This is a genomic window from Streptomyces sp. NPDC003247 (genome assembly GCF_042888135.1).
Taxonomy (GTDB): domain Bacteria; phylum Actinomycetota; class Actinomycetes; order Streptomycetales; family Streptomycetaceae; genus Streptomyces.
This window is the reverse complement of sequence record NZ_JBIAPF010000005.1, coordinates 180048-205190: the sequence shown is the minus strand read 5'-3', so window position 1 is coordinate 205190 and position 25143 is coordinate 180048. Positions and strand designations below refer to the sequence as shown.

At 74.1% G+C, this 25143-nt stretch carries 23 protein-coding genes and 1 pseudogene; 12 read left to right on the top strand and 12 right to left on the bottom strand.

Going from position 1 to position 25143, the window contains the following annotated elements:
• Window positions 1-275: 275 nt before the first annotated feature.
• Complete coding sequence (locus tag ACFYWQ_RS18460) at window positions 276-767, bottom strand: peptidylprolyl isomerase (protein WP_389517768.1); 492 nt, start codon at window positions 765-767, stop codon at window positions 276-278.
• A gap of 130 nt (window positions 768-897) precedes the next feature.
• Between ACFYWQ_RS18460 and ACFYWQ_RS18455 the strand changes: the two genes are divergently transcribed.
• Window positions 898-1467 carry a DinB family protein gene (locus ACFYWQ_RS18455; RefSeq protein WP_389517766.1) on the top strand — a complete coding sequence of 190 codons (570 nt, stop codon included), beginning with the start codon at window positions 898-900 and terminating at the stop codon, window positions 1465-1467.
• An 86-nt stretch (window positions 1468-1553) separates the two neighbouring features.
• Here ACFYWQ_RS18455 and ACFYWQ_RS18450 read toward each other — a convergent pair whose 3' ends face one another.
• The 5 genes from ACFYWQ_RS18450 to ACFYWQ_RS18430 form a co-directional block, all read right to left on the bottom strand.
• Window positions 1554-2843 carry a hypothetical protein gene (locus ACFYWQ_RS18450; protein ID WP_389517764.1) on the bottom strand — a complete coding sequence of 430 codons (1290 nt, stop codon included), beginning with the start codon at window positions 2841-2843 and terminating at the stop codon, window positions 1554-1556.
• Window positions 2840-4252, bottom strand: coding sequence for a neutral/alkaline non-lysosomal ceramidase N-terminal domain-containing protein (locus ACFYWQ_RS18445; protein ID WP_389517762.1), 1413 nt, complete (start codon window positions 4250-4252; stop codon window positions 2840-2842). The genes ACFYWQ_RS18450 and ACFYWQ_RS18445 overlap by 4 nt, the downstream gene beginning before the upstream one ends.
• A gap of 77 nt (window positions 4253-4329) precedes the next feature.
• Window positions 4330-5622, bottom strand: a complete 1293-nt coding sequence (locus ACFYWQ_RS18440) for an MFS transporter (RefSeq protein WP_389517760.1) — start codon at window positions 5620-5622, stop codon at window positions 4330-4332.
• 297 nt (window positions 5623-5919) lie between these two features.
• The gene (locus ACFYWQ_RS18435) at window positions 5920-6501 is read right to left on the bottom strand and encodes a carboxymuconolactone decarboxylase family protein (RefSeq protein ID WP_389517758.1); all 582 of its coding nucleotides are present in this window, start codon (window positions 6499-6501) and stop codon (window positions 5920-5922) included.
• Window positions 6502-6688: 187 nt separating this feature from the next.
• Window positions 6689-7555: a helix-turn-helix transcriptional regulator gene (locus tag ACFYWQ_RS18430; protein WP_389517756.1), complete on the bottom strand. Its 867-nt coding sequence runs from the start codon at window positions 7553-7555 to the stop codon at window positions 6689-6691.
• 124 nt (window positions 7556-7679) lie between these two features.
• Between ACFYWQ_RS18430 and ACFYWQ_RS18425 the strand changes: the two genes are divergently transcribed.
• The 3 genes from ACFYWQ_RS18425 to ACFYWQ_RS18415 are packed head-to-tail and all read left to right on the top strand — an operon-like array spanning window position 7680 to window position 9062.
• A complete protein-coding gene (locus tag ACFYWQ_RS18425; RefSeq protein WP_389517754.1) occupies window positions 7680-8195 on the top strand; it encodes a MarR family winged helix-turn-helix transcriptional regulator in 516 nt (171 codons plus the stop codon).
• A complete protein-coding gene (locus ACFYWQ_RS18420) occupies window positions 8192-8638 on the top strand; it encodes a MarR family winged helix-turn-helix transcriptional regulator (protein ID WP_389517752.1) in 447 nt (148 codons plus the stop codon). Before ACFYWQ_RS18425 ends, ACFYWQ_RS18420 begins: the two co-directional genes overlap by 4 nt.
• 52 nt (window positions 8639-8690) lie before the next feature.
• Window positions 8691-9062 carry a tetratricopeptide repeat protein gene (locus tag ACFYWQ_RS18415; protein WP_389517750.1) on the top strand — a complete coding sequence of 124 codons (372 nt, stop codon included), beginning with the start codon at window positions 8691-8693 and terminating at the stop codon, window positions 9060-9062.
• Window positions 9063-9131: 69 nt separating this feature from the next.
• Here the strand turns inward: ACFYWQ_RS18415 and ACFYWQ_RS18410 are convergent, their stop codons facing one another.
• A complete protein-coding gene (locus tag ACFYWQ_RS18410; protein WP_389517748.1) occupies window positions 9132-10568 on the bottom strand; it encodes a PepSY-associated TM helix domain-containing protein in 1437 nt (478 codons plus the stop codon).
• A gap of 143 nt (window positions 10569-10711) precedes the next feature.
• On the opposite strand from ACFYWQ_RS18410, the gene ACFYWQ_RS18405 reads away from it, so the two are divergent.
• Window positions 10712-11356: a peptide deformylase gene (locus ACFYWQ_RS18405; RefSeq protein WP_389517746.1), complete on the top strand. Its 645-nt coding sequence runs from the start codon at window positions 10712-10714 to the stop codon at window positions 11354-11356.
• 38 nt (window positions 11357-11394) lie between these two features.
• Here ACFYWQ_RS18405 and ACFYWQ_RS18400 read toward each other — a convergent pair whose 3' ends face one another.
• Complete coding sequence (locus ACFYWQ_RS18400) at window positions 11395-12813, bottom strand: dihydrolipoyl dehydrogenase family protein (RefSeq protein WP_389517744.1); 1419 nt, start codon at window positions 12811-12813, stop codon at window positions 11395-11397.
• 12 nt (window positions 12814-12825) lie between these two features.
• Here ACFYWQ_RS18400 and trxA point away from each other — a divergent pair, with 12 nt between their 5' ends.
• Window positions 12826-13353 (top strand): thioredoxin, encoded by a 528-nt coding sequence (gene trxA / locus ACFYWQ_RS18395; protein ID WP_389517742.1) that lies wholly within the window; start codon window positions 12826-12828, stop codon window positions 13351-13353.
• 60 nt (window positions 13354-13413) lie between these two features.
• On the opposite strand, the gene ACFYWQ_RS18390 is transcribed toward trxA, so the two are convergent.
• From ACFYWQ_RS18390 to ACFYWQ_RS18380, 3 genes are all read right to left on the bottom strand, one after another.
• Complete coding sequence (locus ACFYWQ_RS18390) at window positions 13414-14850, bottom strand: aldehyde dehydrogenase family protein (RefSeq protein ID WP_389517740.1); 1437 nt, start codon at window positions 14848-14850, stop codon at window positions 13414-13416.
• A gap of 547 nt (window positions 14851-15397) precedes the next feature.
• Entirely contained in the window at window positions 15398-16447 is a 1050-nt protein-coding gene (locus ACFYWQ_RS18385; RefSeq protein WP_389517738.1) for a LacI family DNA-binding transcriptional regulator, read from the bottom strand.
• Between the two features lie 114 nt (window positions 16448-16561).
• Window positions 16562-17212: a TetR/AcrR family transcriptional regulator gene (locus tag ACFYWQ_RS18380; protein ID WP_389517736.1), complete on the bottom strand. Its 651-nt coding sequence runs from the start codon at window positions 17210-17212 to the stop codon at window positions 16562-16564.
• 119 nt (window positions 17213-17331) lie between these two features.
• On the opposite strand from ACFYWQ_RS18380, the gene ACFYWQ_RS18375 reads away from it, so the two are divergent.
• Complete coding sequence (locus tag ACFYWQ_RS18375; RefSeq protein WP_389517734.1) at window positions 17332-17895, top strand: NADPH-dependent FMN reductase; 564 nt, start codon at window positions 17332-17334, stop codon at window positions 17893-17895.
• Window positions 17896-18012: 117 nt separating this feature from the next.
• Here ACFYWQ_RS18375 and ACFYWQ_RS18370 read toward each other — a convergent pair whose 3' ends face one another.
• Window positions 18013-19464 (bottom strand): MFS transporter, encoded by a 1452-nt coding sequence (locus ACFYWQ_RS18370; RefSeq protein WP_389517732.1) that lies wholly within the window; start codon window positions 19462-19464, stop codon window positions 18013-18015.
• A 263-nt stretch (window positions 19465-19727) separates the two neighbouring features.
• On the opposite strand from ACFYWQ_RS18370, the pseudogene ACFYWQ_RS18365 reads away from it, so the two are divergent.
• From ACFYWQ_RS18365 to ACFYWQ_RS18345, 5 genes and pseudogenes are all read left to right on the top strand, one after another.
• Window positions 19728-20180 (top strand): annotated as a pseudogene (locus ACFYWQ_RS18365) (MarR family winged helix-turn-helix transcriptional regulator); the annotation flags it as partial.
• Window positions 20181-20494: 314 nt separating this feature from the next.
• A complete protein-coding gene (locus tag ACFYWQ_RS18360; RefSeq protein WP_389517730.1) occupies window positions 20495-22537 on the top strand; it encodes a SpoIIE family protein phosphatase in 2043 nt (680 codons plus the stop codon).
• A 175-nt stretch (window positions 22538-22712) separates the two neighbouring features.
• Window positions 22713-23735 (top strand): LD-carboxypeptidase, encoded by a 1023-nt coding sequence (locus tag ACFYWQ_RS18355; RefSeq protein WP_389517728.1) that lies wholly within the window; start codon window positions 22713-22715, stop codon window positions 23733-23735.
• Window positions 23736-23823: 88 nt separating this feature from the next.
• Window positions 23824-24129: a hypothetical protein gene (locus ACFYWQ_RS18350; protein WP_389517726.1), complete on the top strand. Its 306-nt coding sequence runs from the start codon at window positions 23824-23826 to the stop codon at window positions 24127-24129.
• A gap of 84 nt (window positions 24130-24213) precedes the next feature.
• On the top strand, window positions 24214-25134 hold the full coding sequence (locus tag ACFYWQ_RS18345) for an AEC family transporter (RefSeq protein WP_389517724.1): 921 nt from the start codon (window positions 24214-24216) through the stop codon (window positions 25132-25134).
• Window positions 25135-25143 lie beyond the last annotated feature (9 nt).

Sequence of the window (25143 nt, the reverse complement as noted above, 5' to 3'; positions counted from 1 at the left end):
TCGTCGACGGGTGGGCACGCAGTGGCCGGGGCCGCCCGTCGACGGCTGACGGGCGATTCCCGCGGCACGCACGGCCTCGGGACGCACGGCCTCGGGACGCACGACTTCGGGACGCACGGCCTCGGGACGCACGGCCTCGGGACGCACGACCTCGGGACGCGCAGGACCCGGCACACACGGACCCCGCACACGCGGACCCCGCACACGCGCGGACCCCCCACGCGCCGGCCGCCCGCGTCGCCCCGCCAGGGGCCGCGCGGGCGGCCGGCACCGGCTCAGGCCAGCCGCGCGGACACGATCGTCACCGGCTCGACCGGCACGTCGCCGTGCCCGCCGCGGGACGTGGTGCGCACTCCCTCGATCGCGTCCACCGCCTCGCTGCCCGCGACGACCTTGCCGAACACCGCGTAGCCCCAGCCGTCCTGGCCGGGGTGGTTCAGGAAATCGTTGCTGTTGGTGTTGATGAAGAACTGGGCGCTCGCCGAATGCGGGTCCGCCGTCCGTGCCATCGCCACCGTGTACTTGTCGTTGCGCAGGCCGTTGCCCGCCTCGTTCTCCACCCGCCGGGGGGCCGGCTTCTGCTGCATGTCGGCGGTCAGGCCACCGCCCTGGATCATGAAACCGGGGATCACCCGGTGGAAGACGGTGCCGTCGTAGTGGCCGGCCTTGACGTAGTCGACGAAGTTCGCGACCGTCTTCGGGGCCTTGGCGTCGTCGAGCTCCAGGGTGATGTCCCCGGCGGAGGTGTTCAGCAGCACAGTGGTCATTCGGCCATCGTATGTCTCCGGCCCACGGCGGGCACGGGACGGGGCCGGGGTCAGGGCCGGGGTCAGGGCCGGGGTCAGGGCGGGGGCCGGGGCGTAACTCGGTGGCGCACCGGGGCCGGCACCGACGACCATGCGCCGTATGAGCGACCGACCCGCGCGATGGACCCAGGCGACCGTCTACCCCGACATGTGGGCCGACCCGGACGACGACCCCCGCAACAGCGAAGGGCCGAGTCCGGACGGCGAGCTCGCGACACTCCTGGACTTCCTGACGAACTACCGCATGACCCTGCGGATGAAGTGCGAGGGCCTGGACCCGGAGCAGCTGGCCCGCCGTTCGGTGCCGCCGTCGACGATGTCCCTGCTCGGACTGGTCCGGCACCTCGCCGAGGTGGAACGGGACTGGCACAACTGGATCAGCGACGGTGACCCGCTGCCGAAGCTGTACGGCGAGCGCGACGCGGACTTCGACGGGGCCGTCGCCGACCGGGCCGTGGTCGACGCCGCGTTCCGCGATCTGGAGCGTGAGCAGGCCGCGACCGACGCCGCGCTGGCCCGGCACCCGGACCTGGGCCGGCGGGTGGGGAGGGAGGGCATCGCGGTCCGGGAGCTGATGGTGCACCGGATCGAGGAGTACGCCCGTCACTGCGGGCACGCCGACCTGCTGCGCGAGTGCGTCGACGGACGGGTGGGCCAGTGACGACTGCGCGCACGGCGACCGCGGCTCGCCCCCGCACCCCGGGTCTTCCGGGGCACGGGGGTGTCGGCCCCGGCCGCCCTCGGTGATCAGCGTCCGCGGTCCTGGGCGTGCAGCGCGCGCAGGAGGCCGGTGAGGCGGTCGGCGACGGTCTCCGCCGCGCCGCGCGCGTAGCGGGAGTTCATGGCCTCGTAGGTGATGCGGTCGTAGCCGCCGGAGTCCGCCATGTATTTGGCGGCGCCGTTGACCATGGTGACGACGCAGGTGTGCGGGAAGGGCGAGGCGGCCTTCACGGCGATCCCGGTGGCGGCGTTCAGTTCGGCCTGGAGACCGGCGACCACCGTGTCACCGATGCGCGCCGCCACGAGGGGGACCTGTGCGGTGCCGTCGGGCTCGAAGGTGTACCGGGTCCTCGGGCGCAGGGTGTGCAGGCCCGCGGGCGGCTTCTGGGCGGGCACCTCGACGACGTCGTGCGTCACCCGCAGCGGGGTGGCGAGCGGTGCGGTGCGGATGCGGGCGGCGGTGCGCAGCGCCGTGTCCCCGAGGCGTTCGCCGAGCAGGCCGACCAGGACGTGTCCGTCGTCGCGCACCTCCGTCCGCCGCGGGACGCCGTCCTCGTCGGGCCAGGTGCGGCCGGCGGTCAGGTAGGGCGCCTGGTCTCCGGCGGCGCCGATCAGGAACAGGGCCACGGTGTCGCCGCCGTGGTGTTCCTCGATGCGGCGGGTGGCCGCGCCCGCGAGGTCGGCGCTGACCTGCCGCTCCCCCGCCGCGGTCGTGACGCCGTTCATCACGGAGGACTGGACGGCGTGGTTGACGAGCAGTGCGACGGGCCGGCCGTCGAGGCCGTCGACGCGCAGCACGCCCACACCGTCGTCGGTGAGGCCGGCGTCGTCGGCGCCCAGCCACCAGCCGTGCGGGGTGGACACGTCCCGCTGGACGCCGACCCGGCAGGTCCCGCGGCCGAATCCGAGGCGGGCGGGGCGCAGGGTGCGCACCGCGCGTCCGGCGGCCCGGGTCACCGCGTCGTCGACGGCGGCGGCCAGGCGGGCGTTGCGGCCGGCCTCGTCCGCCGGGGTGCGGCCGGGCGGGAGGACGTGCGGCGCGGAGAACGTGTGGCTGGCCACGACCAGACAGTGGCGCGGGTCGACCGCGGCGGTGCGCCGCAGGATCTCCCGGGTGCGGTCGACCTGGTCCTCGCCGATCGACGTCTGGTCGATCACCACCAGCGCCAGCCGGGTCCGTCCGTCGTCCAGGACGAGCGCTCGCGCGTGCAGGGGATCGTGGACGCCGGTGAATCCGTCGACGGGGAGTATCCCGTCCGTGAGGTCGACGGCCGCCCGGCCGGCGCCCGCGGTGAAGGTGTCGTCGAGCGGGGTCATCGTGCGTCCTCGGCGGGGTGGGGGGCGGGGCGGCCGTCGATCATGTCCACCAGGTTGTCGACGATGGCGTCCTCGGCGTATCCGCGCCGTACGGGGCAGCCGTTGACGGAGTGGACGGGCCGGTCGAAGCGGGCGTCGTCGGCGAGGTAGCCGATGCGGTCGTTGGCGAGGGAGACGAGCAGGGTGCGGGCCAGCGGCGACCGGGCGCGCAGCCGCCGGCAGATCTCGGTGACGACCTCGCCGGAGACGCCGGTGACGGCCACGTCGCCGAGGCGGATCAGGGACAGGCGCAGCGGCACCGTGCCGGAGCCGTCCTGGCGCATGGTCTCCATGACGTCGCGGCCCGGCTTGACGGGACAGGACACGGTCCGCTGCCGGGCTTCGAGGCGGACGTCCGCCGACGTGCGGACGCCGTCCGCCACGCGCAGCGCCTCGGCACCGACGATCAGCCCCTGGGCTTCCATGGCGGCGTAGGCCCGGGACGCGCGGCGCTCGTCGGGGGCGGTCCCGAAGGGGACGCCGAGGTCGATCCGCGGTGCCTGGTCGCCGAGGGGGCCGGCGGTCCACAGGGCCACGGCGCCCTCACCCGCCCGCTCGTCGCGGAGTGCGTCCTCGATGTACCGGCAGGCGGCTCCGGCCAGGTCGCCGCTGACCTCGGAGGTGCCGAAGACCACGGTGGAGTGGACGGCGTAGTTGACCACCAGGGCGATCGGCACGCCGTCGAGGTCCTCGAACTTCAGCACCCACAGGGTCTTGTCCGACGGGCCGTCGGGGTTGTGGCCGAGCGTCCAGCGTCCGTCGCGGTGGAGCTCGCGGTTGACGTTGACGTCGGCGGTGCCCGTGCCCGCGCCGAACCGCGCCGGCCGGGCGGTGTCCCGGGCCCGGCGGAGCGCGGTGACGATCCGGTCGTAGACGACCTCGGTGTAGGCGAACGACTCCGGCCCGCCCGCGTGGGCGAGCGCGCCGGGTGAGACGTCGGCGATCCGGGGGGCGTTGTGGGTGTGCGTCGCGGTGACGACGACGTGGTCGGCGGGGATGCCCAGCTCGCGTTCGATCCGCTCGCGCAGGGGGGTGACGTCGCCGGCCTCGATGAGGTCCAGGGAGACGAGCGCCGCCTCGGTGTCGCCGTCGCTGAGGTGGAGCGCGCGCAGGAAGAGCGGGTCGTGCACGCCGGTGAAGTCGCCGGGCATGGGGTGCAGACCGGTCAGGTCCGCGGGGGTGATGTCCGCCTTGGCGACGCCCACCCGCAGCCCCGCGCCGGGCGGTGCGTCGGGGGGCGTGGCGGCGGCGGTGATGGTGGTGGGCTGGGCGGGTTCCGGGGTGGCCGGGTTCTTCTGGCGCAGGGGTTCCGGGGTGGCCGGGTTCTTCGGGTGCAGGGGTTCCGGGGTGGCCGGATTCTTCGGGTGCAAGGGTCTCTCCTGGTGGGCGTGGGGGGTGGCGCGGCACGGGCGGGCCGGACGGCCGCCGGTGCCGGGGCCGGCACGGGTCAGGCAGTGCCGGAGGTCACCGGTGTGTCGGGGTGGTGGGGTCCGGCGTCGGCCGCGTCGGCCGCGTCGTCCCCGTGGGCACCGCGCAGTCCGTGCCGGGGCAGGCGCGGCAGCCACAGCAACCCGATCACGGTGGCCACGGCTCCCAGGGCGATGAGGATGCCCATGAACAGGGCCGGCCGCTCCTGCACGAGCGTAGGGGTGAACAGACCGAAGACGGCCATGACGTAGCGGGCGGCGCCGAAGGTGAGGCCCTGGGCGGTGCTGCGGATGCGCGTCGGGAAGATCTCCTGGCTCCACACCTTGTACAGGCCTTCTCCGGCCCAGGTTCCCGCAACGGTGTTGGCGGCGAACAGCACCACGAGGGAGGCGAGCGAGAAGCCGCCCAGGAGGGCGACGAGCGGGCCGGCGGCGAGGGAGACGAGACCGATGACGAGCAGGACGCGACGGACCGGGGAGTCCGCCAGGCGCTGGAACAGCAGGGCGACCGCGAGGCCGACGACCATGGTCCCCCAGCCGATCAGGCTGAAGACCTGAACGGTCGAACCGCCCAGGTGCACCACGAGGAAGGCTCCGAACTGGCCGACGGTGTTGGGCATGATGCCGCTGATCACGAAGTACAGGCCGGTGGCGAGGAGACCGACGCCGTACGGCTTGCGGAAGGCCTCGCGCAGGTCGCCGCGTCCGACGGAGGAGGCGCGGCTGCGCTGCCAGTCGGCCGACTCGGCCACGCCGCGGCGCAGGAACCACACGACGACGGCGACGACGAGCAGGTGCGCGAACATGATCCGGGCGCCCGTCGCCCCGAGGTCCGCGACGAAGAACCCGAGTATCTGGACGACGGCGACGCCCGCCAGCCACAGCGTCTGCGCGTAGGCGACCGTACTGCTCTGCCGCCCTTCGGCGGCCTCCTCCGCCATCAGCGCGAGCGAGGTGGGCACGTCGGCGCCCATCGCCAGGCCCGTGACGATCACTCCGACGAACAGGGTGGCCTGGTCGGGCGCGCAGAGGACCGTCACGACGCCGGCCGCGTAGACGACGAGGTCGACCGCGTACACCGTGCGGCGGCCGAGGACGTCGCCGAGCCGGCCGCCGACGACCGCGCCGGTGGCGAACATGAACATGAGGACGGAGTTGAGCGCGCCGACCGACCAGGTGCTCAGGGCGAACTGCCGTTGCAGGATGACCGACGTCATGCCGACGGTGACGATGGTCGCGCCGTCGAGGTAGGAGGCCATGCCGCCGAGGGTGGCGGTGTACCAGGGGCGCGAACGGGGTGCGGTTTCGGACACGGCGATGTGCCTCTTTTCGGGTGTCTGCGGCCACCGGCGCGTCGCGGAACGCGCCGTAGGGGTGGCGGGGCATGGGGACGGCCGGCGGGCGGGAGGCCGGTCGGGGGACCGGACGGGGCGGACGGGTCCGTGGCGGCGTCCGGGGTGCGGCGCGGCCCTGTCCCGAGCGGCCGGGCGCGGGGTACGGCGGTGGCCGGAGGGATCTGGGCGCGGAGTAAGGCGGTGGCCCGAAGGACCTGGGCGGGGGGGTACGGCGGTGGCCGGGGCGGGCGGGGGTGGCGGGCGGCGACGCCGGAGTCAGGAGGAGTTGGTCGTCCGTCGTCCGTGCGGGAGCGTGGTCACGTCGGGGAAGGGCGGCGTGGCGTCGGGCGGCAGGTCCACCTCGAAGACGTTGAGGAGGAGGGCGAGGGCGGCGAAGGTGCCGAGGGAGACGGTCAGGTCGACCAGCGCCGCCTCACCGAACTCCCCGCGTGCGGCGGCGTACGTGTCGTCGTCGACGAAGTGGCGGGTGAGCGCCTGGTGGACGAACCGGTGCAGGAGCCTCTCGTCCCGGCGGACGAAGCCGGGGTCCTCACCGCGCGCCAGCCTGTCCAGCGCCGCCGGGTCCAGGCCCGCGGCTCGCCCCTTCCCGACGTGTGCGAGCCAGGAGTGCTGCGCGTCGAGGAGCCGGGCCACCGTCAGCAGGGTGAGCTCGCGCAGTCGCGGGGGCAGCGCCGACTCCGCCAGGCACGAGGTGCTGAGCCGCTCCAGCGGGTCGCCCAGCGTGGGGCTCCTCAGCAGGACCTGGAAGGGGCCGTGGACACCGCCCCGCTCTCTCAGGAGTCGTGTCCGCAGACGCGCCTGCTCGGCGCTTTCGTCCCGCAGGGGTGTGAGTCGCATGGTGTTTCCTCGCCTCGCCGAGGACCGCCACGGGTGTGGAACGGCCCGTAGGAAACTTGGCCGAGATCAGCCGCTGGTGTCCATGCCGTGAACGCGGTGCAGCGGAGAGCCTTACGTTGCTCGTCGCGCGGTCGCACGGGCGTGTTCTTGCGGGGAGCGGGAGATAAGGTGTCGCCCCTGCGGAGGCTCAGACGCCGAGGATGTCCGCCATCCGTTCCTGTGACACGGCGTGGTGCCAGGCGGCCTCGCGCACCTGGACGTACCGCAGCACCTCGGCGGGGCTCGTGACCATCTCGACGCCGGCCGTGTCGTCCGTGTCGTCGAAGCGGAAGAGGGCGACGGTGCGCGCGTCGAAGATCCAGAAGTCCTCGCGGGGCAGCTCCAGCTCGACCGCCCGGGCACGGGTGAGGAACCGCACGTCCTCTCCCGACGCGGCGTTGCGCGGGGTGTTCTGCAACAGCAGGTACAGCTGGCATTCGGTGTACGGCTCGTCGATGACGCGCACGCGCTGGAACGTCTTGCCCAGGGCGGTCTGCTCGCGGCGGTTGCGGCACCACGCGCTCTGGAGGTCCCAGTGCACGTGGCGTCCGGTGACGAACGCCGTGTACTCGGGCCTGCGTTCGTGCCAGGCGTAGCGGCTCCGGCTCTCCAGGCGCCAGGCGCTGTGCAGCAGCGTACTGAACATCCGTTCGAGTGTCGCGGGTGAGGTGCCGCGGCCCCGGTGTGCGCTCCGGGCGGCGGGCGAGCCGGCGGAGGGCTCGGGGCGTGCCGGAGCCTGCCGATGCCCGGCGTCCGCGCCGGGGTGGCGCTCCGCCAGCTTCGCCAGGAGGTGCCCGTAGGCCTCCCGTTCGGGCTGCCGGGGCTCCGCCTTGCCCGACTCCCAGGCGCTGACGGTCGCCCGTCGGACGTCCATCGCGTGCGCGAGCTGCTCCTGGGTGAGGCCGTGCGCCTCACGCAGACGCTTCCGTTCCGCCGGCACGGGCAACGGCGACGCGGACTCCAGGAGGGCGTCGACGGCGGACAGCAGCCGCGACCGCTTCGTGCCCTCGGCCATGGGTCACCTCCTCGGCGCGACCGTGTGCGACCGTACGGTACACCGGGCCGGAAGCGTACGGAAACCGTACACACAGTCAAAGACATAGTAGCCATGAACATAGTAGCCATGTACTGTATCCACCATGAGCAAGGGTTCCGAAGGAGCCACGCCCGGTTACCTGGTGTGGCGCCTGTCCACGAAATGGCGGGTGGCGGTCGACCGGGCGGTGGCCCCGCTCGGTCTGACCCACGCCCAGTACGCGCTGGTCGCCTCCCTGTACGGCATGCGCCGCTCGGGGGAACGCCCCAGCCAGCGGCGCCTAGCCGACCACACCGGCCTCGAACCGCTCTACGTGTCCAAGCTGGCGCGGGCCCTGGAGTCCGCGGGTCTGGTCGAGCGGAACCGGGACCCGCACGACCCGCGCGCGGTCCAGCTGTCCCTCACCGAGCAGGGCGTGGACGTCACGCGGCGGGCCGTCGCGGTGGTGCGGGGGCTGCTGGAGCGACTGCTGGAGCCGCTCGGGGGGCTGGACAGCGACCGGACGCGCACGTTCACCGAGGAACTGTCGACCCTGCTCGCCGTACCGCTCGATCCCGTCGACGAGAGCACGACCCGAAACCCGGAGAGCACGACCCGACACCCGAAGGGGACGCCATGACCGTCACCGCACCCCCCGCCGACAGCCGCGCTGTCGCCCTCGCCCACTACGCCGCCCGCGCCGTCCTGGAGCGGGCCCTCGCCCGGCACGGCACCACCTTCCCGCAGCAGATCGCCCTCAGCTACGCGGTCGCCGCCGAGAACCCCCTGACAGCGAACGCCCTCGTGGACCAGGTCACCCGATCGCTCAAGAGCGACCCCGCCGAGGTGCTCGTCACGATCGGCGAGCTGCGCGAGAGGGGCCTGCTGTCGGCCGACGGCCCGCTGGTCCGGCCCACGGAGGCGGGACGGGAACTGATCGCCACCGTCACCGCCGAGACCAGCGAGGCCACCGCCCGCATCTGGGCCGGCATCCCCGCGGAGGACCTGGCCGCCGCCGGGCGGGTGCTCGCCCAGGTCGCCGAGCGGGCCGACGCGGAGCTGGCCGCGCCCGCCCCGAGGTAGTGGAATATTCAACGACAGGGGTGGGTTGTCGGCCTCGAAGGAGGCACAGAGAGTGGACAGGACCTACGAGGCGGCGTTCGACACCGCCTACTACGCCCACGGAACGCCGGCGGAGCGCTGGGAGCGCGCGCGGCTGTTCTTCGACGCGCGTGACTACGCCGCCGCGGCACGGGTGCTGACGGGGCTGGTCGAGGAGGTGCCGGAGCAGACCGGACCGCGGCTGCTGCTGGCCCGCTCCTACTACCACTCCGCGCAACTGCGCCGCGCCGAGGACGAGTTGCGGGTCATCGTGGAGCGCGACCCGGTGGAGCACTACGCCCGGCTGATGCTGGGCCGCACCCTGGAGCGGCAGGGCCGGCACGAGGAGGCGGGGACGCACCTGCGCATCGCCTCGGCGCTGGCCGGGGACTTCCCGGAGATCTGACCCGACGTGACGCGGCCCGGCGGTGGACACACCGCCGGGCCGCCGCCGTGCGGGCGCGGGCGCGGGCGCTCAGCCGGACGCCCGGCGCCCCCTGCGGTGCGCGACCTCCCCGAGGACGACGTCCACGGCGAGGAACGCGGCGAGCGGGATGCCGAGGAGCGGCACGAAGTAGCCGACGACGGCGATCACCGCCATCAGCGGGACGAGGACGTACGGCGGTACCTGCGCCCACGCGCCGCGCGGGACGGGCCGCCCGAAGGCGGAGCCGCGGCCGCGCTGCCACCACATGCGGTAGCCCCACAGGATCAGCAGCACCAGCGCGAGCGCCAGCAGCATCAGCGCGAGCTGGTTGGCCAGGCCGAACATCACGCCGGTGTGCAGGTCGATGCCCCAGCGGGTCAGCTTGGCGAGCACCGGGTAGTCCGCGAACCGCACCACGTCGGTGACCTCGCCCGAGGCCGGGTCGACCGCGACCGCGTCCTGCTTCGTGGGCCAGGCCCGCTGCACCTGCTTGACGACGTACGCCGACTCGGCGTCCGCGGGCGGCACGATCTCCACCGGGTCGCCCAGGCCCTCGGCACGGGCGGCGGCCAGGACCTTGTCGAGCCCGACGCCGTGCTCGCCGTTCCCGCCGGCGCCGGAGGCCGTGTCGTGACCGGCGTGCTCACCGCCGTTCGCCGCCGCCGAGACCGACGGCGTGGCACCGCCGAGCGAGGTGCGCAGCTCGTCGATGCTCGTGCCCGCGTACTGCGACCAGGTCAGGCCGGTCGCGGACAGGAAGAAGAAGCCGGCCGCCGCCCACACGCCGACCGTGCCGTGCAGTCCGAGGGTGCGGCGCCGCCCGGTGGTGCCGCGCACCTTGCGCAGGGCGCGGCGGCGGGAGAACCACAGGACCACGCCGCCGCCCGCGACGACCCACAGCCAGCTCGCGGCGAACTCGCTGTAGAGCCGCCCGTTCTCACCGAGGTGCAGGTCGCGGTGGAGCTCGTCGATCCAGGTCCGCAGCGGCAGGGCGCCGGTCGAGCCGTACTGCTCCAGGCCGCCGCGCACCTCGCCGGTGTACGGGTCGACGAACACGGCGAAGGTGTGGGTGGCGTCCACGCCCTCGACGCCGGACAGCATGACGCGGGTCGTGGCGCCGTCCGCCGGGGAGGGCCGCACGGCCGCGACCGTGCCCTCGGGGTACGCCTCGCGGGCCGCGGCCACCTGCTCCGAGATCGGCAGCTCGGTGTCGCCGGCCGGCACGGTCAGCTCGTGCGCGTAGACGATCCTCTCGGCCTGGAAGGCCGCCGCGTACAGGAAGCCGGTGAGGGCGGCGACGAGCAGGAACGGTGCGACGAACACGCCCGCGTAGAAGTGCAGGCGCAGCACCAGGGGGCGCAGCGGGGCCCACGGGCCCCGCTGCGACGCCGGCGCGGGTGCCGCGGGCGGCGGGGCCTCGTCCGATGGGGCACCCCCCGCTGGAGCGGAGCCGGGAGTGGGAGAGTTCGAGGGAGCGATGGACATCGGAGGGCTTCTCCCGGGTCGGTGGGGACGGCGCGTCGGCTCTTCAGCCGTGACGGACCAGTAGTCGGAGCGGGATCCCGCCGAGTTCCCGCCCTTTCGAGTGACCTGCGTCACACGCGCGTGGGGCGTGGCATGCTGGCCCGATGTCATCCCCCCGTTCCCACGCCCCCCTTGCCGAGCGGATCGAGGAACTCCTCGCCCCCGGAGGCCCGTTGCCGATCGTCGCGGCGGGCGACCCCGTCCTGCGCGCCGGCACCGAGCGCTACGACGGTCAGCTCGACCCCGCGCTGCTGGCCCGCTTCGTCGAGGCCCTGCGCGTCACCATGCACGCGGCGCCCGGTGTGGGCCTGGCCGCGCCGCAGGTCGGGGTGGGGCTGCGGATCGCGGTGATCGAGGACCCGGCGCCGGTGCCCGAGGAGGTGCGGGTGGCCCGGGGCCGGGTGCCGCAGCCGTTCCGGGTCCTGGTCAACCCGTCGTACCGGCCCGTGGGCGACGCCCGGGCCGCGTTCTTCGAGGGGTGCCTGAGCGTGCCGGGCTGGCAGGCGGTGGTGGCCCGGCACGCCGAGGTGCGGCTGACGGGCGAGGACGAGCGGGGCCGCCCGCTGGACGAGGTGTTCACGGGCTGGCCGGCCCGGATCGTCCAGCACGAGACGGACCACCTCGACGGCCTGCTCTACCTGGACCGGGCCGAACCGCGCTCGCTGTCCGCCAACGCCGCCGTGCTGGAGCGGTGGGCGCAGCCGACGCCGGAGGAGGCCGCGCGGGCGCTCGGCTTCGAGCTGCCCTGAGCGCGGCCTGACCCGCCGGAGCCGGCCGGGCCGGCGGGTCAGTTGTCCCGGTACGCCTCCAGCAGCCGCAGCCACACCTCGCTGATCGTCGGGTAGGACGGGACGGCGTGCCACAGACGGGACAGTGGTACCCGGCCCGCGACGGCGACGGTCGCCGAGTGCAGGAGCTCGCCGACGCCCGGCCCGACGAAGGTGACGCCGCGCAGGATCTCGTCCTCCAGGTCGACGACCATCCGGGCGCGGCCCTTGTAGCCCTCGCCGTACAGGCCCGCCCCGGCCACGGAGGAGAGGTCGACGTCGACGGCGCGGACGCGGTGCCCGGCCTGTTCCGCCTCCGCCAGGGAGAGGCCGACGGCGGCCGCCTCGGGGTCGGTGAACACGACCTGCGGGACCGCGTGGTGGTCCGCGGTGGCCGCGTGGGCGCCCCACGGGCCGGAGTCCGGGTCCGCCGTGCCCGAGGCGCGGGCCGCGATGGCGGCGCCCGCGATCCGGGCCTGGTACTTGCCCTGGTGGGTGAGGAGGGCCCGGTGGTTGACGTCGCCGACGGCGTAGAGCCAGTCGCTGCCGGTGACGCGCAGGCTGTCGTCGACGGTCAGCCAGGAGCCCGGTTCCAGGCCGACGGTGTCGAGGCCGATGTCGTCGGTGCGCGGGGCGCGGCCGGTGGCGAAGAGGATCTCGTCGGCCTCGACGCGGTCGCCCGCGTCGGTGACGGCGACGACGGTGCCGTCCGTGCGGGTCACCGACTCCACGGAGGTGCCCGTGCGCACGTCGACGCCGGCCTCGGCGAGCGCCTCGGCGACCAGTTCCCCGGCGAACGGCTCCATACGGTTGAGCAGGCCCTTGCCCCGCACCAGCAGGGTCACCCGGGCGCCGAGGGCCTGCCAGGCGGTGGCCATCTCGGTGGCGACCACTCCCCCGCCGACCACGACCAGCCGGCCCGGGACGGACCGGGCGCTGGTCGCCTCCCGGCTCGTCCACGGCGCGACCTCGGCGAGGCCCGGCAGGTCGGGCAGGACGGCGCGGCTGCCGGTGCAGACGGCGACGGCGTGCCGGGCGGTCAGGACCGTGTCGCCCACGGTCACGGTGCGGGGGCCGGTCAGGCGGCCGTGGCCGCGGTAGAGGTCGGCGCCTATGCCCTCCAGCCAGCCGACCTGCCCGTCGTCGTGCCAGTGGGAGGTGTAGTAGTCGCGGTGGGCGAGGACCGCGGCGGCGTCGAGGGGCCCCTGCACCGCCTGGCGCAGACCGGGCAGCCGACGGGCGTCGGCCTGGGCGATCACCGGGCGCAGCAGGGCCTTGCTGGGCATGCAGGCCCAGTACGAGCACTCGCCGCCGACCAGCTCGCTCTCCACGACCGCGGTGGTGAGGCCGGCCGCGCGGGTGCGGTCGGCCACGTTCTCCCCCACGGGCCCGGCCCCGAGCACCACGACGTCGTACACGATGGATTCCGTTTCCGTCATGGGGTCAGTCTGGTGGGTGGTGTGCGGGGTGGCCACACGGGTAGGGGCGCGGAATACGCGACCGGCCGGCCGTGTTGTGCGGACGGCTTCACCCCATGTCAGGACGCACCTGACAGGAAGCACCGGAAGAGGGTTCACGCCATGAGCAGCACCGTGGAGCTCACCAAGGAGAACTTCGACCAGACGGTCACCGACAACGACTTCGTCCTGATCGACTTCTGGGCGTCCTGGTGCGGGCCGTGCCGTCAGTTCGCCCCGGTCTACGACAAGGCCGCCGAGGAGAACCCGGACCTGGTGTTCGGCAAGGTGGACACCGAGGCGCAGCCGGAGCTGGCCGCGGCCTTCGGTATCCAGTCCATCCCCACGCTGATGATCGTCCGTGACCGCGTCGCCGTGTTCGCGCAGCCGGGCGCCCTGCCGGAGGCCGCCCTGGCGGACGTGATCGGGCAGGCCCGCAAGCTGGACATGGACGAGGTGCGCAAGTCGATCGAGGAGCAGCAGGCCGGTCAGGGCTCCCAGCCCGCCGCCGAGGGCGAGTGACCGCCCGGGGTGAACGGGCCCCGGGGACACCGCCTCTGAGGGGACACCTGAGGGGACGCCTCAGAAGGGGTACGGCGCCACGTCGCCGCGCACCGTCGTCCAGCGCACGTCGGTGAAGGCCTCCAGGTTGGCCTCGCCGCCGAAGCGGGCGCCGGTGCCGGAGGCGGCGACCCCGCCGAAGGGGGCGACGGCCTCGTCGTTCACGGTCTGGTCGTTGACGTGGACGATGCCCGTCGGGATGCGTTCGGCGAGATCGAGGCCGCGGGCGGCGTCCCGGGTGACGATGCCCAGGGAGAGGCCGTAGGAGCTCGCGGCGGCCAGCGCGGCGGCCTCGTCGGGGGTGCTGAAGGCGCGTACGGGGGCGACGGGACCGAACACCTCCTCCGCGTAGGCGGGGGTCCGGTCGTCCACACCGGCAAGGACGGTCGGGCGGTAGAAGAGGCGCTCGTGGGCGCCGCCCGCCGCGAGCCACGCGCCGGCGGCGGTGCTGGCCTCCACCAGGGCGTGCACCTTGTCCCGTTGGCCGTGGTCGATGAGCGGACCGAGGTGGACCTCGTCGCGGTGCGGGTCGCCGACGGCCAGGGAGTCGGCCTTCGCCGCGAGCCGCTCGACGTACTCGCCGTAGAGCGAGGCGTGCACCAGGTGGCGGCCGGTGGTCATGCAGATCTGGCCCTGGTGGAAGAACGAGCCCCAGGCGGCCGTGGAGATCACCGCGTCGAGGTCGGCGTCCTCCAGCACGATCAGGGCGGAGTTGCCGCCGAGTTCCAGGTGGGCGCGTTTGAGCTGGCGCCCGGCGGCCTCGCCGACGGCCCGGCCGGCCGCGGTGGACCCGGTGAAGGAGATCACCGGCACCCGCGGGTCGGCGACCAGGGCCGCGCCGGCGTCGGGGCCGCCCGGCAGGACGTGCAGCAGGCCGTCGGGGAGACCGGCCTCGGCGAGGACGGCGGCCAGGGACAGCCCGCCGCAGACCGCGGTGCGCGGGTCCGGCTTGAGGACGACGGCGTTGCCGAGCGCCGGGGCGGGCGCCACGGAGCGGATGGACAGGATCAGCGGGGCGTTGAACGGCGAGATCACGCCCACCGCCCCGACGGGGACCCGACGGGTGTACGACAGCCGGGGCGCCTCGCTGGGCAGCACCTGGCCGGCCTGGCGGGAGGCGAGCGCGGCGGCCTCGTAGCACTCCTGGGCGGCGACGTGCAGCTCGAAGTCGGCCTTGCCGGGGACGGAACCGGACTCGCGCACCAGCCACTCGCGCAGTTCGCCGGCGTGCGCGGCGAACAGGTCGCCCGCCCGGCGCAGCACGCCCGCGCGGACGAAGTGCGGTTCGCGGGCCCACGCGGCCTGCGCGGTCCGGGCGGCCTCGGCGGCCGGCGCGACGTCCTCGGCGGTGGCCAGGACGACGGTGCCGAGCCGCTCGCCGGTGGCGGGTTCGGTGACGGCGTGCTCGGGACCCGACAGGGGACGGGACTGCCAGGTCGTGGGGTCGAGCAACGGCATGACGGCTCTCCGATCAGTGACCCGCGGGACCCGGGTGGGAGCGGAGTCCCGTCGTGGCGCACCGCCGGTCCGGCGGCCGCGCGGCGGGACGTGCTGCTCCGGCGCGGCCGGGCGAGCCGCCTCCGGTGGTCGAACGCCTCCCATCCGGTTGAGCGTGCAACATCGCAGGTCGCAAACCGGCCACGCGGGGGGGGCGGTGCGCGCACCGCGTCTTCCCGGCGTGAGTACCCGCCGGGGCGCGCCGGGTCCCACGGTGGGCCGGGGGCGGGCCGGGCGTGGACGGACGCTGGGCTGGTGGCCAGCCGGTGGCGGACCGGTCGTGACAAGTGCTGGGCCGGTGGCGGACCGGCCCTGGACGGGCGCTGGGCCCGTGGCGGACCGGCCCTGGACGGGCGCTGGGCCCGTGGCGGACCGGCCCTGGACGGGGGTCGGTGGCGAGCAGGGCGTGGACGGGTGGCGCGCCCGTCGTGGACGGGAGGGAGGCGCGCCGGACCGGGGGCGCGCCGGTCGTGGGCGGGAGGTGGGCCGGGGCCTGCCTCCCGGGCGCTCAGGTGGAGTCGCGCTGCACCACCGTGGCCTCGAAGAGTGCGTGCGACTCGGGTTCGGCGCCGGGGTTGCGGACGGCCCGGTCGACCAGGCCCGCGAGGTCGCGGCCGGAGGGCAGGGCGATCCGGACGGTGCTCAGCCGCGGGCGCAGCAGCCGGCCGAGCATCAGGTCGTCCGCGCCGATGACGGCCGTGTCCTCGGGGATGCGCACGCCCGCGTCCTGGAGGGCGCTCATCAGCAGCATCGCGTACTCGTCGTTGTAGGCGACGACCGCGTCCAGGCCGAGGCCGGACCAGCGGGCGGCGAGGGCCGCCGCGGACTCCTCCGTGTGGGCGAGGGGCAGTTCGGTGACGGTGGCGTCGGTGCCGCGCAGGGCCGCGCGGGCGCCGGCCAGGCGGGGGGCGGAGAACACCTCCAGTGCCGGGTCCTCGGGGACGACGACGCCGATGCGGCGGCGGCCGCGCGCGTACAGGTGGCCGGCGGCGCTGCGGCCGACGCCCGCGTGGTCCATGAGCAGGGCGTGGGCGCCCCGGACGGGTTCGGGGGAGAGGGTCACCACGGCCCGCGCGCCGGAGCGTTTGAGCACGGCGACGCCCTGCGGGCCGAGCCCGGGTCCCGGCACCAGGACGGCCACCGGCCGCAGTTCGGCCCAGGCGCGGGCGGCGTCGTCACCCAACGGGCCACAGGCGCCGTACTGGACGACGGTGTAGTCGAGGCGGCTGAGCGCGCCCTGGAAGTCGTGCACGAACTGGGTGTAGAGGGGTCCCGCCGGGGCGGGCGGGGTGGGCATGAGGACCATACGGCTGTGTCCGCTGCGCAGGCTGCGGGCGGCGGCGTGCGGGACGTAGCCGAGGTCCTTGGCGGCCTGGCGGACCCGGCGGCGCGTGGGTTCGCTGATGCGGACGGCGCTGGTGTTGTTCAGCACGTAGGAGACGGTCGCGCGCGAGACGCCGGCCAGGCGGGCCACGTCGGCGCTCGTGGGCACGGAGTGCGGCGCCGACGACGGTGTCGGCGCGGGCGGATTCGGTATCTGCACCATGACGTACGGCATCTTGGCAGAAGCCCGGCCGGGGCCGCCCGTCGGGGCCGGGCCGCGTCGGAACGCGCTGGTGGGCGGACTCCCCCTGCCCATACGGGATATGAGTGATCGTCAGGCTTTCGTGGCTCAGGCTTTCGTGACCCGGTCGACCAGGTCGCACCAGGCCGCCTCCAGCCGGGCCAGCGGCAGGTCGCACTGCCGGGTCAGGTGGTGGATCAGGACGGGGTCGAGGTGGCCCAGGAGCGTGTGGGCGAGCAGCTCGACGTCCGCGTCCGGTGCCGCCTCGCGCAGCAGCAGCGCGACGTGGCCGTGGTGGAGGCGGCGGACCGGCACGAGGAAGCGGCGCTGCGCGCCGGGTTCGGCCGCCAGTTGGAGGTCCAGTTCGTCCTGGGTGCGCCGTAGCATCGCGGTGCCGAACGCCCGGAGCCGCTCCACGGGCGGCGCGCCGGGGCCGAGCGGCGGGGGTCCGCCGAGGAAGGCCGCCTGGAACTTGCGCTCCGAGTGGTCCAGCAGCGCCATCAGCAGACCGGTGCGGTCGCCGAAGCGGCGGAAGACCGTGCCCTTGCCGACGTCGGCCGCGGCGGCCACCGCCTCCATGGTGACGGCGCCCACGCCGTGCTCGGCGATCAGACGGGCGGCGGCGTCGAGCAGCCTGGCCCGGTTGCGGGCCGCGTCGGCACGCAGACACGGCTCGTCTGCGGCCGGCCCGAGCTGGAGCAGCCGGGGCTCGTCGAAGGTCTCCTCGGGCCCGTCGAAGGGCGGCAGGACGGCGGACATGAAGACAGCGTAAAGCACCGGGAATGAAACTGGACCCCGGTCCGTTTACAGTGATACAACCTGAAACGGACCCCGGTCCGGATCGTTACGGCACTGTTTCAGCCTCCTGGGAGATACCCATGTCTGTTCGCATCCTCGCGCTCGTCGGCAGCCTCCGCGCCGGTTCGCACAACCGCCAGCTCGCCGAGGCGGCCGTCAAGCTCGCTCCCGAGGGTGCCGAGGTCGACCTCTTCGAGGGCCTCGCCGACATCCCCTTCTACAACGAGGACATCGACGTCGAGGGCAGTGTCCCGGCCGCCGCCGTCAAGCTGCGCGAGGCCGCCCAGGCCTCCGACGCGTTCCTGCTGTTCTCCCCCGAGTACAACGGCACCATCCCGGCCGTCCTGAAGAACGCCATCGACTGGCTGTCCCGCCCCTACGGCGCCGGCGCCTTCGGCGGCAAGCCCGTCGCGGTGGTCGGCACCGCCTTCGGCCAGTACGGCGGCGTATGGGCGCAGGACGAGACCCGCAAGGCCGTGGGCATCGCCGGCGGCAAGGTGATCGAGGACCTCAAGCTGTCCATCCCCGGCTCGGTGACCCGCTTCGCCGACACCCACCCGGTGGACGACGCCGAGGTCGCCGCGCAGCTCACGGAGGTCGTCGCCCGGCTGCACGGCCACGCGGGCGAGACCGCTGCCGCCTGACCCGCACCGCCCCGCGCGGGGCGGCCGCCCGACCGCCGTGACCTGGCGGGACGCACGACGAAGGGCCCGGAGCGATTCCGGGCCCTTCGTCGTGCGTTGTCCGGTCGGCCCCGTCGGTCAGACGGCGGCCTGCGCCGGCTCGGCCGCCGGGTCGGCCTTCCGGTCGTCGGACTCCGCGGCGCGGGCGGCGGGGATGAGGGCGGCGATGGCGGCGGAGACCAGGGCCAGGCCGCCGCCGACGAGGAGCGCGGTGCGGAAGCCGTCCTCGGAGGCGAAGGTGTAGCCGCCGAGGGTGGTGGTCATCTGGGACAGGATCACGCCGATGACGGCGGCGCCGACCGAGGTGCCGAGCGAGCGCATCAGGGTGTTGAAGCCGTTGGCGGCGGCGGTCTCCGACAGCGGCACCGAGCCCATGATCAGAGCGGGCATCGAGCCGTAGGCGAGGCCGACACCGCTGTTGATGACGATGCCCACCACCATCAGGCCCCAGGCGGAGCCCATCAGCGCCATGGACAGGCCGTAGCCGGCCGCGATGACCAGCGCCCCGCAGATCAGCGTGAACTTCGGCCCGCGGGCGTTGGTGAGCTTTCCGCCGAGCGGGGAGACGAACATCATCATGATGCCGCCGGGCGCCATCCACAGGCCGGCCGCGAGCATCGACTGGCCGAGGCCGTAGCCGGTCGCCTCCGGGAACTGGAGCAGCTGCGGCATGACGAGCATGCTCGCGTACATCGCGAAGCCGACGAAGACCGAGGCGACGTTGGTGAGCAGCACCCGCGGGCGGGCGGTGGTGCGCAGGTCGGTCAGCGGGTCGGTGGTGCGGGTCTCCCACAGCCCCCAGGCCGCGAACACGACGACGGCGGCGGCGAACAGGCCGAGCGTGACGCCCGAGCCCCAGCCCCAGTCGGCCCCCTTGGAGACCGCGAGCAGCAGACAGACCAGGCCGGCGCCGAGGCCGAGCGCGCCCGGCAGGTCGAAGCGCTGGCCCTTGGCGGCGGCGGGCACGTCCGGGATCAGGAACCAGACCAGCACGGAGACGGCGACGGCCAGGCCGGCCGAGCCCCAGAACAGCACGCGCCAGTCCGCGTACTGGGCGACCGCCGCGGCGATCGGCAGGCCCAGGCCGCCGCCGATGCCCATGGAGGCACTGACCAGGGCGATGGAGGAGCTGAGCTTCTCGGCCGGGACGACGTCGCGCAGCAGGGCGATGCCGAGCGGCACCATGCCCATGCCCATGCCCTGGAGACCGCGTCCGACGATCATCGTGACGACGTCGGAGGCCAGGGCGCAGACCACCGAGCCCGCCACCAGCGGCACCGCGCACACCAGCAGCATGCGCCGCTTGCCGACCAGGTCGCCGAGCCGGCCGACGACCGGCACACAGACCGCGCCGGCGAGCAGGGTGACCGTGATCACCCAGGCGGCGTTCGAGGACGAGGTGTGCAGGATCTGCGGCAGCTCGGCGATCAGCGGGGTGACCAGGGTCTGCATGATCGCGGCCGTGATGCCGGCGAGCGCGAGCGTGGCGACCACGCCGCCCGCGCGGGCCGTGGGCTGGGGGGCGTCCATGGGCGGACTCCTCGACTTTCTCTCGGTCCCGGAACGCGCGCCGCAGGTCTCGGAGCAGGTGCCGGAGGTCTTGGGAACAGATACCGGAGGTCTCGGGAACAGGTTCCGGAGGTCTCGGGACAGGTACCGGAAGGGAAGGATGTGCATCATACATGCGGCATGTATCGAGCACATGATGTGGCTGGTGCACGACGGTGTGCCAGGATGGAGAGGCCGCCCCGGGACGTGCCGCGGGACGGTCGCACGAACAGGAGGCTGGGCACATGGAGAGGCCGACGCACGAGGTCGAGTACGAGCAGATGCTGCTCAGCCGGCACACGTTCCTGAACCAGCGCGGAGGCCGCCGCAAGGACGGCGTGCTGGAGCGCAGCGCCTACATCCTGCTGAGCCGGATCCGGGTGCAGGGGCCGATGTCCATCGGGGAGCTGAGCGACGCCTTCGGGCTGGACTCCTCCACCCTCAACCGGCAGACCGCGGCGGCCATGCGAGCGGGACTCGTGGAGCGGATCCCCGACCCGGCGGGCGGGATGGCCCGCAAGTTCCGGATCACCGACGACGGCCTGCGGCTGCTGGACGAGGAGCGCGAGGGCATCGTCGAGGCCCTGGACCGGGTGATGGAGGACTGGTCGGACCACGACATCGCCGCCTTCGCGGCGTACCTGCGGCGCTTCAACCACGGGATCGAACGCATCGGCGGCCGCCCGTGGCCGCGCCCGTCCGACCCGGGGGCCGTCGAGGACGGCCGGGAGACGACGGCGGGGCATGCCTCGGCGGGACAGACCTCGGCAGGGCAGGCATCGGCGGGGGCCGTCCGGCTCTGACCGGTTCCGCGGCCCTTCCGACCGGTCCCGCGGCCCTTCCGACCGGTCCCGGGGCCCTTCCGACCGATCCCGGGGCCCTTCCGACCGGTTCCGGGGCGGGCGAGGGCGCCCGGCGGTGTTGCCCTTCCGACCGTCCTGTGCCCTAATCGGATGGCCCATCAGTACGGATCTTGGCGCTACGGTCCGCCGCGCCGGAGGGAGCGGCTCGTATGCGCGGGGATGTGTCCACCGACGACGAGGTGACGACGGCGCCCGGCGGCCTGCTGGACCTGCTGAAGGTCGCGGCCGTGGTCCTGGACGCCACCGGGCGCATCGCCCTGTGGAGTCCCGAGATCGAGCAGCTGCTCGGCCACTCCGCCGACGAGGCCCTCGGACAGCGCGCCGACGCGCTCCTCGTCGCGTCCCCGGACCGGCCCCGGGCCAGGGAGCTGTTCGCGCGGGTCCGCTCGGGGACGAGGTGGGCGGGCGTCTTCCCGATGCGGCACCGGGACGGCACGGAACGCCCCGTCGAGTTCCGTACGATGCGGCTGTTCGACCGCGCGGGACAGCCGCACCTGCTCGGGCTCGCCACGGACGCGTCGACCGTGCGGGGCCTCGAACGGGACCTGGCGCTCTCCCACAGCCTGGTCGACCAGACCCCCGTCGGCATCGCCGTCTTCGACACCGACCTGCGCTGGGTGGCCGTCAACCCGGCGCTGGAGCGCATGAACGGCGTGCCCGAGTCGGCCGTGGTGGGCCGCCGGCTGGGCGAGGTGCTGCCCGGTCTGGACGTGGAGGCCATCGAGGGCCGGATGCGCCACGTGCTGGAGACCGGCGGCTCCCTGCTCGACCAGCAGACCATCGGCCGTACCGTCGCGGACACCGAGGACCGCGCGTACTCGGAGTCGTACCACCGCATCGAGGACACGGGCGGCCGGGTGCTCGGTCTGGCGATGGTCGTCCTGGACGTCACCGAACGCCAGCAGGCCTCGGCGGAGATCGCCCAGGCACGGCAGCGGCTGTCCGTGATCGCGGAGGCCGGGGTGCGGATCGGCACCACGCTGGACCTGCGGCAGACCGCGCAGGAACTGGCCGACGTCGCGGTGCCGCACCTGGCCGACCTGGCCGCCGTCGACGTCCTGGAGTCCGTCGTCGCGCACGGCACCATCACACCCGTCACCGGCAGGTCCCCCGCCGAGTTCCGGGCGCTGGCCGTCGCGTCCGGTTACCCCACCGACGCCCTGCACGCCGCCGACCCGGTCGGGGAACTGGCCACCTACAACTCCTCGCGGATCATCACCCAGTGCGTGCGCAACGCGCGGCCGGTGCTCGTCGAGCGCGTCGACGGGCGGACCATGCGGCGCATCGCCCGGGACGCCCGCGCCGCCCGGACGCTGGAGGAGGCCGGCGTCCACTCCTACCTCGCGGTACCGCTGATGGCCCGCGGGAAGGTGCTCGGCACCCTCAGCCTGTACCGGACCGTCAACGACCGCCCCTTCGACGAGCAGGACCGCGTCCTCGCCCGGGAACTCGCCGCGCGGGCCGCGATCTCGATCGACAACGCCCGCCTCTACGGGCGCGAGCGCACCACCGCCCTCACGTTGCAGCGCAGCCTGCTGCCGTCCGCGCCGGCCCGGCGGGAGGGACTCGACATCACCGCCCGCTACCGGCCCGCCCTGAGCGAGGTCGGCGGCGACTGGTACGACGTGCTGCCGCTGGGGCCGCGGCGCACCGGGTTCGTGGTGGGCGACGTGATGGGCAAGGGCGTCCAGGCCGCCGCGATCATGGGGCAGCTGAGCACCGCCACCCGCGCGCTGGCCCGCCTCGACCTGCCGCCCGCCGAGCTGCTGCGGCACCTGGACGACATCGCGGGCTCACTCGGCGACGCCATCGCCACCTGCGTCTACGCCGTGTACGACCTGGAGCGCGGGACCTGCGCCCTGTCCAGCGCCGGTCATCTGCCACCGGTGCTGGCCCGCGGCGACGGCACCGCGGACCTCGTCGACGTGCCCGGCGGCGTCCCGCTCGGGGTGGGCGGGGTGGACTTCGGCACCGTGGAGGTGGAGCTCGCCCCGGGCACCCTGCTCGCCCTCTACACCGACGGGCTGGTCGAGAACCGGGCCGAGCCGATCGACACCGGCCTCACCACGTTGACCCGGCTCCTTCAGAGCCCGGACGACTCGCTGGAGCGGACCGGCGACGCCCTGCTCGGCGCCCTGCGCCCGGAGCCCGACGACGACGTCGCCCTCCTCCTGGTCCGCACCCACGCCTGAGCCCGGAGCGAAGGCCGCGCGGGCCTCGGCACAACCGGGTCCTGTCACCTCGCCCGCACCGAAGCCCTGGCCGGACGGCCCCGGACCGGCTGACCGGACGCCGCACAGGAGGGGGCACCGGTGACTGATCAATAAACGAGTGGCGTGTCGTCATGGGCGTCGGGAGACTGCCCCGGTGACCCGTACCGCATTGCCTCAACTGCTGCGCCCTCGCGCCCTGGCGCCCGGAGATCTCGTCGTCGTCGCGGCGCTGTCCGGGCCGCTCGACGCCCGATACGCGCCCGATCTCGCACGGGCGGTGGCCGAGATCGAACGGATGGGATTCCGTGTGCGTCTCGCGCCGCTCCTCGAAGCCGGACGGCACCGCTGGTGGAGCGCGGCGCGGCCGGACGAGATCGCCGAGGAGCTCAACGGTCTGCTGCGTGATCCCGAGGTGCGCGCGATCGTCGCGCACGACGGTGGCCAGACGGTGTGCGGATACCTCGACCTGATCGACTTCGACGCGATCAGGGCCGACCCCAAGCCGATCCTCGGCTACAGCGACATCTCACTGCTGCACCTGGTGCTCCACGCGCGCACGGGTCTGGTCGGGTTCCATGCCGACCTGGCCACGCCCGGTCTGGGAGGGCACTGGCACAGAGCGTCCGCGGCCCGCCGGGAGGAGCTGGGGACGCTGTACTCGGCGCTGCTGACCGGCACGGAGCCGCTCGGCGCGCTGCCCGCCGGTCCGTCGTGGGAGTGCTGGCGTGCCGGGCGTGCCGAAGGTCCGCTGATCGGCGGGGTCATCAACCGCCTCGTGCTGGCGCAGGCGACGCCTTTCGCGCTGCCGCTCGAACGCTTCGACGGCGCGGTGCTGTTCTGGGAGGAGCTGGGCGGCCACGCTTCGTATGTGTGGAGCTATCTGCAGATACTGCGGCACAGCGGGATTCTCGACCGGATCTCCGGCATGGTCGTGGGCGTCCCGGAGGCGATCGACGGGCTCGACCCGTCCGACGGCTCCCCGACCCTGGCCGAGATCGTCCTCGACGTCCTCGGTGACCGCGACATCCCGGTCCTGGGCAACGTCGAGGTCGGGCACGCGGGCCCGAATCTGCCGATGCCGGTCGGTGTCCGTGCCGCCCTCGACGCGGGGGAGCGGACGTTGTCGCTGCTCGAACCGGCGGTACGGCCGCACGCGAGGACGGGACCGGTCGGCTGAGCGACGCGGAACGGTGAGCCTGTGGATCACGACGGCACCGGTCGCCCCGCGTCACGTCGAGCCGGCGCCCTCCCGGTCCTCCAGGGCGGTGATCGTGGTGGCGGTGAGGCTGTGGGGGGCGGGTGACGGGGAGGAGCCTGTCGACGGCGGCCCGCATGGTGGCGATGTCGTCGTCGGTGCGGCGCCGGGCGGCGAGTTCGGCCGCGGTCGGGTCGGGGGAGAGGCGGACCTCGAACAGCTGGCGGGCCTCGTCCGAGTTCATGGCGGAGACCCGTACGTCACGGTGGGTGTCGACGGTGACGAGGCCCTCGCTGCTGAGGCGGCGGATGGCCTCGGGCAGGCACGTGATGCTCATGTCGAGGGACTCGGCGAGGTCGTACCGCGCGAGCCGTGACCCGGCGGGGAGAGCGCCGGAGCGTCGTCGCCCGCCGCTGGACACACGCTGATCGGACACACGAAGCACAGGCAAGGAAGAGGGATGCTGGGAGTTCTCACCGGCTTCATGGTGATCGCCATAGTCGTCGGCGTCGGATACGCCATGGGCCGCCGCACATACCTGGGCGACGAGGGACGGCACGTCCTGACCAGGCTCGCCTTCGGTGTCGCCACTCCCTGTCTGCTCTTCACCACACTCGCGGGCGCCGACCTGTCCATCCTGCTGTCGAAGCGGCTGCTCGTCACCGCCGCCGCCACGGCCGCGGCAGCCGTCCTCTTCACCGTCGTCGGCCTCCGCAACGGCTGGAGGGCGGGCCCCCTCACCATCGGCGCCCTGTGCTCCAGCTACGTCAACGCCGGCAATCTCGGCATACCCATCGCCGTCTACGTGCTGGGTGACGCGTCCCTCGTCGCGCCGGTCCTGCTCTTCCAGCAGATCCTCGTGACCCCGCTCGCCCTGACCGTGCTCGACCTGACCCGCCCCGGCGAACGCCTGCCCCTCTCGCGACGGCTGGCCACGCCCCTTCGCAACCCGATGGCCGTCGGCTCCCTCGCGGGCGTCACCGTGGCCGCCATGGGCCTGCCCCTCCCCCGGCCCCTCCTCGAACCCCTCACCCTCATCGGGAACATGTCCGTCCCGGCCGTGCTGCTCGCCTTCGGCATCTCGCTGTGCGGCAGCGGCCTGCCCGCGTGCGGGGACGACCGGCCGGCGATCTGGCTGTCCGCCGTCATCAAGACCGCCGTCCAGCCCGTCATCGCCTGGGCCCTGGCCGCCGGGGTCTTCCACCTCCGGGGCGCCGCACTGCTCGACGTCGTCGTGGTCGCGGCCCTGCCAGCCGCCCAGAACCTCTACACCTACGCCTCCCGGTACCGCGTCGCCGAACAACTCGCCCGCGAGTCCATCCTGCTGTCCACTCTCCTGTCCGTCCCGGCGCTCATCACCGTCGCAGCGCTACTGGGATGAGCGCCGGGG

Coding starts and splice junctions, on each gene's coding strand:
- ACFYWQ_RS18460 (WP_389517768.1), bottom strand. CDS start 767: ATGACCACTGTGCTGCTGAACACCTCCGCCGGGGACATCACCCTGGAG.
- ACFYWQ_RS18455 (WP_389517766.1), top strand. CDS start 898: ATGCGCCGTATGAGCGACCGACCCGCGCGATGGACCCAGGCGACCGTC.
- ACFYWQ_RS18450 (WP_389517764.1), bottom strand. CDS start 2,843: ATGACCCCGCTCGACGACACCTTCACCGCGGGCGCCGGCCGGGCGGCC.
- ACFYWQ_RS18435 (WP_389517758.1), bottom strand. CDS start 6,501: ATGCGACTCACACCCCTGCGGGACGAAAGCGCCGAGCAGGCGCGTCTG.
- ACFYWQ_RS18430 (WP_389517756.1), bottom strand. CDS start 7,555: ATGGCCGAGGGCACGAAGCGGTCGCGGCTGCTGTCCGCCGTCGACGCC.
- ACFYWQ_RS18425 (WP_389517754.1), top strand. CDS start 7,680: ATGAGCAAGGGTTCCGAAGGAGCCACGCCCGGTTACCTGGTGTGGCGC.
- ACFYWQ_RS18420 (WP_389517752.1), top strand. CDS start 8,192: ATGACCGTCACCGCACCCCCCGCCGACAGCCGCGCTGTCGCCCTCGCC.
- ACFYWQ_RS18410 (WP_389517748.1), bottom strand. CDS start 10,568: ATGTCCATCGCTCCCTCGAACTCTCCCACTCCCGGCTCCGCTCCAGCG.
- ACFYWQ_RS18405 (WP_389517746.1), top strand. CDS start 10,712: ATGTCATCCCCCCGTTCCCACGCCCCCCTTGCCGAGCGGATCGAGGAA.
- ACFYWQ_RS18400 (WP_389517744.1), bottom strand. CDS start 12,813: ATGACGGAAACGGAATCCATCGTGTACGACGTCGTGGTGCTCGGGGCC.
- ACFYWQ_RS18390 (WP_389517740.1), bottom strand. CDS start 14,850: ATGCCGTTGCTCGACCCCACGACCTGGCAGTCCCGTCCCCTGTCGGGT.
- ACFYWQ_RS18385 (WP_389517738.1), bottom strand. CDS start 16,447: ATGCCGTACGTCATGGTGCAGATACCGAATCCGCCCGCGCCGACACCG.
- ACFYWQ_RS18380 (WP_389517736.1), bottom strand. CDS start 17,212: ATGTCCGCCGTCCTGCCGCCCTTCGACGGGCCCGAGGAGACCTTCGAC.
- ACFYWQ_RS18375 (WP_389517734.1), top strand. CDS start 17,332: ATGTCTGTTCGCATCCTCGCGCTCGTCGGCAGCCTCCGCGCCGGTTCG.
- ACFYWQ_RS18370 (WP_389517732.1), bottom strand. CDS start 19,464: ATGGACGCCCCCCAGCCCACGGCCCGCGCGGGCGGCGTGGTCGCCACG.
- ACFYWQ_RS18360 (WP_389517730.1), top strand. CDS start 20,495: ATGCGCGGGGATGTGTCCACCGACGACGAGGTGACGACGGCGCCCGGC.
- ACFYWQ_RS18345 (WP_389517724.1), top strand. CDS start 24,214: ATGCTGGGAGTTCTCACCGGCTTCATGGTGATCGCCATAGTCGTCGGC.